This is a genomic window from Caldisphaera sp., assembly GCF_046536515.1.
GTDB lineage: Archaea > Thermoproteota > Thermoprotei_A > Sulfolobales > Acidilobaceae > Caldisphaera.
This window is the reverse complement of sequence record NZ_JAWDMQ010000010.1, coordinates 26,248-36,391: the sequence shown is the minus strand read 5'-3', so window position 1 is coordinate 36,391 and position 10,144 is coordinate 26,248. Positions and strand designations below refer to the sequence as shown.

At 34.5% G+C, this 10,144-nt stretch carries 10 protein-coding genes, 1 tRNA gene and 1 pseudogene; 1 reads left to right on the top strand and 11 read right to left on the bottom strand.

Translation table 11 applies throughout. From position 1 onward, the window contains the following. Positions 1-113 precede the first annotated feature (113 nt). The 6 genes and pseudogenes from RXO53_RS02850 to RXO53_RS02825 form a co-directional block, all read right to left on the bottom strand. Positions 114-410 (bottom strand): zinc ribbon domain-containing protein, encoded by a 297-nt coding sequence (locus RXO53_RS02850; protein WP_410712755.1) that lies wholly within the window; start codon positions 408-410, stop codon positions 114-116. Positions 411-503: 93 nt separating this feature from the next. Beyond that, a pseudogene (locus RXO53_RS02845) lies at positions 504-1,175 on the bottom strand (transposase); the annotation flags it as partial. Between the two features lie 477 nt (positions 1,176-1,652). Continuing rightward, positions 1,653-1,738: transfer RNA gene (locus RXO53_RS02840), tRNA-Ser, on the bottom strand. A gap of 40 nt (positions 1,739-1,778) precedes the next feature. After that, on the bottom strand, positions 1,779-2,090 hold the full coding sequence (rpsJ, locus tag RXO53_RS02835) for a 30S ribosomal protein S10 (RefSeq protein WP_292319347.1): 312 nt from the start codon (positions 2,088-2,090) through the stop codon (positions 1,779-1,781). A gap of 21 nt (positions 2,091-2,111) precedes the next feature. Beyond that, the gene (gene tuf, locus RXO53_RS02830; RefSeq protein ID WP_410712754.1) at positions 2,112-3,422 is read right to left on the bottom strand and encodes a translation elongation factor EF-1 subunit alpha; all 1,311 of its coding nucleotides are present in this window, start codon (positions 3,420-3,422) and stop codon (positions 2,112-2,114) included. Between the two features lie 160 nt (positions 3,423-3,582). After that, positions 3,583-4,197, bottom strand: coding sequence for a 30S ribosomal protein S7 (locus tag RXO53_RS02825; RefSeq protein WP_410712753.1), 615 nt, complete (start codon positions 4,195-4,197; stop codon positions 3,583-3,585). Positions 4,198-4,389: 192 nt separating this feature from the next. Between RXO53_RS02825 and RXO53_RS02820 the strand changes: the two genes are divergently transcribed. Next, positions 4,390-4,890 carry a bifunctional nuclease family protein gene (locus RXO53_RS02820; RefSeq protein WP_410712752.1) on the top strand — a complete coding sequence of 167 codons (501 nt, stop codon included), beginning with the start codon at positions 4,390-4,392 and terminating at the stop codon, positions 4,888-4,890. A gap of 13 nt (positions 4,891-4,903) precedes the next feature. Here the strand turns inward: RXO53_RS02820 and RXO53_RS02815 are convergent, their stop codons facing one another. From RXO53_RS02815 to rpoA1, 5 genes are read right to left on the bottom strand one after another with little or no spacing between them, the layout of a single operon-like run. Beyond that, positions 4,904-5,347 (bottom strand): 30S ribosomal protein S12, encoded by a 444-nt coding sequence (locus RXO53_RS02815; protein ID WP_292319351.1) that lies wholly within the window; start codon positions 5,345-5,347, stop codon positions 4,904-4,906. 53 nt (positions 5,348-5,400) lie between these two features. Further along, positions 5,401-5,844 carry a NusA-like transcription termination signal-binding factor gene (locus RXO53_RS02810; RefSeq protein ID WP_292319352.1) on the bottom strand — a complete coding sequence of 148 codons (444 nt, stop codon included), beginning with the start codon at positions 5,842-5,844 and terminating at the stop codon, positions 5,401-5,403. A gap of 10 nt (positions 5,845-5,854) precedes the next feature. Beyond that, positions 5,855-6,163 carry a 50S ribosomal protein L30e gene (locus RXO53_RS02805; protein ID WP_410712751.1) on the bottom strand — a complete coding sequence of 103 codons (309 nt, stop codon included), beginning with the start codon at positions 6,161-6,163 and terminating at the stop codon, positions 5,855-5,857. Positions 6,164-6,197: 34 nt separating this feature from the next. Continuing rightward, positions 6,198-7,475, bottom strand: a complete 1,278-nt coding sequence (rpoA2, locus tag RXO53_RS02800; protein ID WP_410712750.1) for a DNA-directed RNA polymerase subunit A'' — start codon at positions 7,473-7,475, stop codon at positions 6,198-6,200. A 2-nt stretch (positions 7,476-7,477) separates the two neighbouring features. Next, a complete protein-coding gene (gene rpoA1 / locus RXO53_RS02795) occupies positions 7,478-10,144 on the bottom strand; it encodes a DNA-directed RNA polymerase subunit A' (protein WP_410712749.1) in 2,667 nt (888 codons plus the stop codon).

The following is a 10,144-nucleotide window of genomic DNA, read 5'->3' as shown; positions in this document are numbered from 1 at the left end:
ATAATTTATACTATATATTAAAATAAATATTTAATTAAAAACATAACAGGAGAAAAACTTAATATCTGACCTCCTCCCCGCCCTGAAGGGCGAGTTCCCTGAGGTCTTAAGGGTTACACCCTTTTTACGGGTGCTACTCTGTTATGTTCTACAATAAAAGATAGGGGTTTCTTTATTGATGATAAGATTTTACCTGTTACTTTCTTTAATATGTTTAAAGCCCCATTTAAATCAGAATGAAGTTTATGTTTTAATGGACAATTAATAACTCCTCTAGGATTTCTTTTAACTTCTACAATATGATAAGCACAATACTTTGAGGTATTATATTCTATAACTTCATATACTTTAATGCCATATTCTTGTGCTTTAAGTTCAATTGTATCAATTAATTTACGGTAAGACCACATGTTTGCTGTAAATTTGTTTCCTTTATCTTGTGCGATGTTAAATGGGTAACCTAAATAAATGGTTGAAACACCTAATTCGTGTAACCTCTTCATTAGGTGAGATGCTAAATTCCTATACAAGTGAAGAAGCCTTTTGGTTAATTTCTTAAAAAGTCTTCTCTTCTCTTTTAATAATTCATCATATGCTTCATATTCACCAATGTTTTTTGTATTATCTGCTAAGGATTGTACTTACTCTATCTTATTCTCTAAATAAAAATAGTCCTCCTTAGTTTTAACACCTTTGTAAAGAAACCAAGTGCCATCGTTTAATACTACGCTTGCCAAATTATTTATACCTAAATCTATTGAAGCAACTTTGTTACCTTTAGGCAATTCAACTTGTATTGCCTTCCTTTCACCATAAATAATATATTTGCTCTCCTTTCCCTTTTTAGTTATTTCAACACCTACTTCAACAGGTATTGAGGCATACCATGCATTTTCAGTCTCATCATAGTATATCTCCAATCTACCTTGTTTTCCATACCATTTTAGTCTACCAGCAAAATCTATTTCTAGATTGAAGTCCTTGAGGATGAGTTTATGGTTTTGTTCATTTATAACATATCTGTCTTGTCTAACAACAAGTAAAAGCTTTCTCTTTTTAGTATCTTTATCAATCCAATATCCTGGTGGTTTTATATGCTTCATATGTTTTGGTAGTTTTCCTTTTTTCTTTATTAAAGAAAAGAAAGATGACCAAGCTTCATTATTCTTCTGCATAACTGCTTGAGCATTAACTTTTAGCTCTTCCTTATACTTTTCATAATACTTGTTCCACGTTTTATTGAAGTCAACTTTCTTTTTATGAAAGAATTGTTGCCTCCTCTCATAGTTCAACTCGTTGAAGAGTTTTGCTGATATATTAGATAGCCTTCTGAGCTTCCTTTTCTGAAAACCATTTGGAAGAATGCGGATAACATTTGTTCTCTTATTTGTATAATTAACTTCGTAGATACCTTCATCTGGTATTGCGGGAGAAATCGGCTCCCGCTCCTCATGCTTTAAGAGTTGACCAGACGAAGGCATCTGGAGAGCATCTCAAATAGAAACAGTATTTTTGATTTAAAAAATTACCCTTCTAGAAGGGGCGAGGTTTGTCGTTCGCTTTATCAAAAGTTTATATAAAAAACATTTTTATATTATACCTAATCAGTTTTCAACAATTTTAATGCAAATTGAATTCCCTTAACTAATAAGCGCCGGGGGCGGGATTTGAACCCGCGTGTCCCTTTCGGGACAACAGGTCTCCAGCCTGTCCCCTTGGACCGCTCGGGCACCCCGGCTCAATAATAAAAATATCAACCGAACAAAATAAACGTAAAATTACTTTCCTGATTTAATTTCTATATATACGTCTGGAGGAACTTGAATTCTCATTAACCTTCTCAATACCCTTTCATCAGCCTCAATATCAATTAACCTTTTATGAATCCTCATTTCCCAATGCTCCCAATGTTTACTTCCTTCTCCATGAGGCAATCTTAGCAAAGGTAATTCTAATCTCTTTGTCGGCAATGGTATTGGCCCTCTAATCGGAACACCCGTTTTTTGAGCTATCTCTTTAATTTGGTTTACTACTGATTCTAAGCTTTTTACATTGGTGCTCCATAGCCAAATCCTTACTTTAAATGCCAAATTTTCCACCAAATATTAGTTTTATTTCTTTATTTCAACCTTTGCCGGCTTAACTTCTGTAACTATGCCTATACCAACAGTCCTGTTCATATCTCTCATTGCAAATCTTCCTAATTGTGGAAAGTCGCTGTATTTTTCAATCACTGTTGGCTTTATAGGCTTGAATCTTATCATAGCTACATCTCCTGCTTTTAAGAATTGTGGATTCTTTTCAACTTCCTTACCAGTTCTTGGATCTAGCTTAGACACTATTTCTATAACTTTAGCGCTTACTGTAGCTGTGTGTATGTGTATTACTGGTGTATAGCCTACGGCTATAGCACTAGGATGCCATACTACAAATACTCTTGCTACAAATTCGTCTGCAACTGTTGGAGGTGCATCAAATGGTCCAACTACATCTCCTCTCTTTATTTGGTTCTTTTCAACGCCTCTTACCGAGAAACCTATGTTATCTCCAGGCTCTGCCTTCTGTAAATCTTGGTAGTGCATTTGTATACTCCTAACCTCTCCCCCAACACCTGCTGGCATAAATATTACTTTATCGCCTACCTTCATTACTCCAGTTTCTACTCTACCTACTGGTACTGTTCCTGCACCAGGTATTGTATATACGTTCTGCACCGGTAATCTTAACGGTTTATCAACAGGTTTAGGAGGTACTTGTAAGTTATCGAAAGCTTCAACTAATATTGGACCTTTATACCATGGCATATTGGGGCTTCTTTCAATTATATTGTCTCCTGTCCAAGCACTAACTGGAACGAATGGTATGCTATCAACATTATAACCTAATCCCTTCATAAATTTCCTTAAAGTGTTTGCTATTTCTTCATATCTTTTTTGATCATAATTTACATCAGGAGCATCCATTTTATTTATTGAAACTATCATTTGCTCAATACCTAATGTTTTAGCTAATAATAAGTGCTCTCTTGTCTGTCCTTCAGGGCTCATTCCAGCCTCAAATTCACCTTTCCTAGATGATACTACTAACATTGCAGCATCTGCCTGGCTTGCTCCAGTTATCATGTTCTTAACGAAATCCCTATGACCAGGAGCATCTATTATTGTGAACACATATTTCCTTGTTTCGAACTTCATAAAGGACAAATCTATAGTTATACCTCTCTCTCTTTCTTCCTTCATTTTATCTAATATCCATGCATACTTGAATGATTCTTTACCAGCATTTTTAGCTTGTTCTTCTAACTCTCTCATCTTCTTTTCATCAACTATACCTAACCTGTATAGTAAATGTCCAGTTAACGTGCTCTTACCATGGTCTATGTGCCCTATAACTACTAAATTTAAGTGCGGCTTCTCAGGCATGCATTTACACCTCTCTTATTTATCTTTTTCCCTCATTTTAAGCTTAAACAGGGATTTAAAAATACTATGCTTAATAAAACCATGAATTTTTCAATCAAAACAAAATTTTTATAGCAAAAACGGTGATACCTTAATGCGATTTACAAAATTAAAGAAGTCGTTATCTTGAGCTCAAAGCTATTCTCTCTATTTCCTCCTTCTGCTTAATAGAATAGCTTTGTGGATCGTTTTTAGCTGCCAATAGGATTTCTTCGGCAAGGCATTGCTCTATTGATTTTGAGCTTCCGAAAGCGCATTCTCTTGCTCCCTCAGTAATAAATCTTAATGCTAAATCAACCCTTCTTTGGGATGACACATCTACAGAAACCCTATAAACAATACCGCCATACATAATCCTTGTTGTTTCTTCCCTTGGCGCGGCATTCTCTATAGCTCTCACAAATACTTGTATAGGATTTTCTTTTGTTTCCAGATAAATAATGTCAAATGCATTTCTAACAATATTGTATGCCATCATTTTTTTACCTCCATTTTTTCCTGGATACATTAGTCTGTTAATTAAACGTTCTACTATATTAACTTCAGCCTTACCAAATCTTTTATGCTCATGTCTACCTCCGCTATGAGGTAAATATGTTGGCTTTAGGCTTATGTATTTCTTTAAGCTTGGATCTTTAATTTCTATTCCTTCCCAAGACCATCTATCTAATAGCTTAATATTGCTTAAATCGCTACCAACTTTATCTATTTCTGGTATTTTGATTTGATTGCTCAATCTCGCGCACCTAATTTTATGAGGTAGGTATAGCTTTTAAAAATATTGTTTCCCTAAAATTAAAAGAATTTGGTAAAGCTAAAAACAAATAAACAATATTAGATAATAAAGCTTTAATCAATAATAAAAGCTTAAGAGACCTTAAACTTAAGTATTTTGGAGGATAATAAGCTAAAAGTGAGGGAATTGAATTTGAGCGAAGATTTGCTAAGAGTAATGAATGTACAGACTTTTTACAAAATTATTCAAGATGTTGGAAGCGGATATGGAACATATATAATAGGCTTGAGTCTAGCTTTAGAAGATGGAAGACTATTTTCTCTAGTAAATATTCCAGCCGATGTTGCAGAAGCAATAAAAACTTATAATGATGGCGAAGTTCCCCCTAGAAGACAATCAATTTTTTCATTTTTAATGAACCACGAAGAGTTCAAAGAATTGATAGGAAAGACATTAAAGAGGATCGTTATAGATGAACTGGATACAAACAACGGATTATATACAGCTTCCGTTGAATTTGAGTCTGAAGGATTAAATTTAACTATAAAGATGATACCAAGCCATGCAGTTTATTTAGGAATAATTTCAGGTAAGCCAATATATGTTACAAAAAAGTTAGCAGATATGGAAGATCAAAATCAAGACTCTGGGGATCATGATGATGAAGATGACGATGAAGGAGAAAATGAGTAATAACTTTTTGACTCTATCTCTTAACTTTTTGCTTTTTACCTTTCCATAAAGCGTCTAAAGATACCCCGTTAACCATTACAACCTTGTATCTAACTCCCGGTATATCTCCTAAAGATCCTCCCTTTGGACCTCCAATACCTTCTATTATAACTTCATCGTGCTCATCAATATATAATATACCTCCATCCTTTGGAACAAACGCAGTAACAACTTTTTTGTTCTTTATCAATTGGCATCTAACGCATTTTCTTAATGCAGAATTTGGTTGTCTTGATTCTACACCAACCTTTTCTAAAACAATGGCTCTAGCCATTGGAGAACCTTCTAATGGATCATATTTTTCAGTTAACTTAAGCATTCTCCTCTTAAACTCATTTTGAGACCATTTAAATTTCATTTTCTTCTTTCTTAGCTGTCTTGCTGCAAATAGTCCGTTAGGCGATTTTCCTTCACCCATTGCTTATCACCTTTCTAATCTTAAGTTTATATTAGCAGAATATAAGCTTTGTTTCACTTTACCACCACTTTTTCTACTCCATAAAGTTTTCCTAGTATTATTTTTGCTCTTTTTACATTTTTACCGTCTTTTCCGATAGCTTTTCCTTTTTCGTCATCTTTCACTTTAACGTAGACTGCTTTCACGTTATCTTTATCTATTAAATCGACTTTTAATACAGTTATTTCTGGGAAAAGATTTTTTGTCATCTCTTCTATCTTATCAGAGTACTCCACAATTTCAACATTCTTATTTAATATCTTTGATAAAGATTTCACATTTTTACCGTCTTTTCCGATAGCTTTTCCCAAATCGTTTTTGTTAACAAGGTAAAAAACTCTATTACCTTCATTATCTGCAATACATCTATAAGCCATAGCCCCTGTTAAATCTTGAAAAAGTGATAAATACCTAAGTTCCTCAAGATCTATTCTATCACCATTACTACTCTTTTCCATCACATGCACCCTAAGACCCTTCGATGAGGTCCAATATTCTTGAATCTCCAGTATCAACTACACTTATCGATGATACCTTAAAGGGTTTTCCTATTAATGCTCCAAGTTCTAGTGAAGTCCCTTTAAATACGTATATTGGTATGTTTGACAGTTTTGCCCCCATTTCTATTTTCTCTCTATATCTTAATGGAATATTGTCCGCAATTATTACCATTTTAGCCTCTCCTTTAAGTATTGATTTAATTGCCTTACTTACACCCAAGTAGTATTTTCCATTTTTTGTCAGGTTCTTTAATTCTTTTTCAAACGAGACTGACATATCTATTCCCCCTTTCTGGATTAGTAGATCCTACTTATTTATTTTCCGTATCATTTGCAGGGGGTTTAATGGGTGTAGCTCCCATACCTAGCATAGCTATCCCTGTTCCAACTTTAGGTATCAATCCAGCTGATATGCTTTCAGTTACGCCATAAAACTTCTCATCTTCACCAGTAATAGCTGCATTATATATTTGATTTACTGTGACTTCAAATGCTGCTCTAGCTATAACGCTCGGCTTTTCTCCAACAATACCTAACCTTCCTATTTGCCTAACCTTACCTGTCCACGTCATCATATCAGCAACAAGCATAACATGCCTAATATCAACATCCAATCCGGAATTTTGAAGAACATCCAATATTTCTTTAATAATAGCATTTCTTCCTGCTTCAATCCCTAATACTTGGGAAATTTCAATGATATTATTTGTTTCAATTCTTTTAGTATCAATTCCTGGGATCTTCATAACTTCCTCTAAATTGCTTCCCTCAGCCATTATTACATATTCTTTTTTCTTTACACCGTTTTCTTCATAATTCCTTTCCTGTATCATAGTCTTTCTTATACCCTTTATTCCCTTAAGATAAGTCTTCCTAATTTTTAATATTATTTCGTTAAAAGCCTTTGTATCATATAGTTCTTCCTCTGGCATAACATCACTATTTAATTCTACATTTATTATATTCTGATTATTTTCATCAATATTTGCTTGCCCTATTTTTAACTTTTCAATAGTTTCTATTATTTCTTCACGAGTAACACCTTTATCATCTAACAAATCTTTGTCAATCTCTATTTGTATCCTAGGTTCACCTAATATATAAGATATTTCCGAAACTACATTGCTTATAATTGTATATTCTATTTTTCTTGCTATTTCCTTAGCTTTTTCCAAATCATTCCTATTTTCTTCATCTAAGTATATTCTCATTATTGGCGTTGAAGGCTCATGCCTTGCATCAACTATTTCTATTAATCTAGGTAGACCTAAAGTAACGTCGAACTCCATTAACCCAGCATAGTGAAATGTCCTCAAAGTCATTTGGGTTCCAGGCTCTCCTATTGATTGAGAGGCAATAGTACCAACAGGCTCCCCTGGTTGAATCATTGAAGATATATAACGTCTAACAGATTCCTCTACAACATAAATTTTTTGAGAAACGCTTAAATCCGATTTTTCTAATTTTTCACTTAACTCTTTATATATCTTTTCCGGTAGTATTTCTTTAGCTGACTTTAATTTAATATCAAGTTCTTCCCTTTTTTCTTCTTCTTTTATAGCTTCCGATTTTTTCTTCCTTGGTGTCATTTTCATTCACCCTTAGCTTTTTCAATTATTCTATCTATATTTACTGCCTTTCCATGATAAGTAAGCATTGGATCAACACCGTCTTCTCCATATTTAAACTGTATTATATTTTCAATTGAGTCTCTGACAGTTCCATCATATGCAACGTATAGATCTTGAAGGGCATTAATAAGCCTTCTTTGCATATAACCGCTCTGCGAAGTCTTAACAGCTGTATCAACCAAACCTTCTCTACCTCCTGCTGCATGGAAAAATACTTCGTAGGGCTTCAATCCAACCCTGAAGTTACCTATAATAAATCCCCTTGCTTCTGGTGACAAATCACCAGGCTTGAATTGAGGTAGTGTTCTGGTTCTAAATCCCCTAGAAATCCTCTTACCTCTAACTGTCTGCTGCCCTAGCATAGCGGCCATTTGCGTAATGTTAATATCGCTTCCCCTTGCACCAGTCCTAGCCATAATAAATGCATTATTAAACGGGTCCATATAGCTAATAGCTAATTTACCGGCATCGTCTCTTAGCTTTTGAAGCCTCTGTATTATCTTCAACTCTAAGCTTTCTTCAGGAGTTCTTCCTGGTATGACTTCCAAGTTTCCTTCTTTATAGTCATTAATAAATTGTTGAATTTCTTTCTTTGCCTGCTCAACCATGCTGTTAATTTTACTCTTAGCTTCATTAGGTATTTCTACTTCCTTTAATGATATTGAGAAACCTCTTATCTCAAGCATTCTAATAAACATCCTAAACACATTGTCTAAAAATTCTCTTGCTTTCTCAGAACCGTATTCTAATGTTATATAATGTAAAACGTTTTCAGGTTGTTCTGCCCCAATAGCATTTTTATCAAATACACCCATTAATAACTTTCCGTTCTTTATTATATCGTAAGAATCGAAGAAACACCTTTCATTATCACATTTTAGTTCTCCTGCATTAATTTTTGCTCTTCCTTCGAAATTAAGGCCTTCAGGTAAAAATAAACTTATTAATTGCTTTCCAGTCCATAACGGTACAGGCTTTATAATGGCTGGTTCAGGCATCTTACCTTTATAGTTTGCTGCAGCAAGTAACAAAGAAACCTCTTCTTTTGTTAATAAAGTCGTTTTTACTGTTAATAAATACGACCCGCTTATATAATCTTGCCTTCCACCAATTAATGGCCCTCCGTATCTAGGGGATAATATTTGATTCTCAACAAGCATTAATTCTTGAGCCTCAGCTCTTGCCTCTTCAAGTCTTGGAACGTGTAAATTCATCTCGTCTCCATCAAAGTCTGCATTATATGGAGCGCAATCAAGAAGGTTTAGTCTAAAAGTACGTCCTGGCATAACTCTAACTTTATGAGCCATTATAGACATTCTATGAAGACTAGGTTGCCTGTTAAATAATACTATATCTCCATTAATTAAGTGTCTCTCCACTACATCGCCTATTTCAAGGCTTTCCGCTAGCTGCCTATAATTGCGTTGATATCTTAGATCTATCTTTACGTTTTGTTTTGTCTTATAAACAAACATTGCACCAGGCCAGTTATATGGACCATTTAACACAAATTTCCTAGCATCTTCAATATTATAAGACGTAACAACTATTGGCAAAGTTAATATCTTTGCTATTTCCTCTGGAACACCTACTTCGTCTATGCTTATATAAGGATCTGGAGAAATTACAGTTCTTGCTGAAAAGTTAACCCTTTTTCCATTTAAATTACCTCTTAGTCTACCCTCCTTTCCTTTCAACCTTTGAGCAATTGTTTTCAGTTGCTTTCTACCCCTATGAGAGAGTTGATAAATATTTGGCAATTCATTATCTATATACGCTGCAATAACATTTTGTAATGTTTGCCACGCTTCCTCCACCATAGATTCTGGAGCATTAGAAGACAGGAAGTTCTTCAACCTCTCATTTTGTCTAACAATTTCAACTAAAGCGTGAGTTAAATCGTCTTCCGCTCTTAAACCGTTTTCCATAGTTATAGATGGTCTTACAGACAAAGGAGGTACTGGTAAAACAGTCAACACCATCCATTCTGGTCTAGCTGCTTTGGAATTAACTCCCAATACATTTATATCCTTATCCTGTACTCTTTCAAGCCTCTCTCTTATTTCACTTGGTGTAAGCCTGATTTCACCTTCTGGTCTTACTTCATAGAAATTAAAAGGCTTTGTAAACTTGAGTTTAAATTGTTTGTATCCACAATGGGGACATTCTGAGACTGAGGAAGCTTGTTTAGCAATTTCATCTGAAAAAGTTTCCGCTAGTACGGGCCATTTCTCTTTAAGCTTTTCATAAATGCTTGTTAAATATGCAACCTTTTCATCTGGCAATAATATTCTACCGCAATTCCTACACGTTGATTGTAAAATAACATTTATTTTATCTCCTAAATGTGGCAATAAGACAGGTCTAGCTAAATCTATCTTCCCGAAATGACCTGGGCAGTCTTCTCTAGTATTACCACAAACAGGACATCTTTCGCCTGGCTCAATTGCACCAAAATGCGGATCTCTAACTCCTCCAGATACTGGCGATCCATCAGCTTCATAGATTTCTGGCCTTATCACTGTTACTTTTGCCATTTTTCTAATTTCTATTGGACTTAAAAGACTGAAGTGTATTTTCTCTATTAAATATTTCTCACTTTCTTTATAATTTGCCGTATACGACAT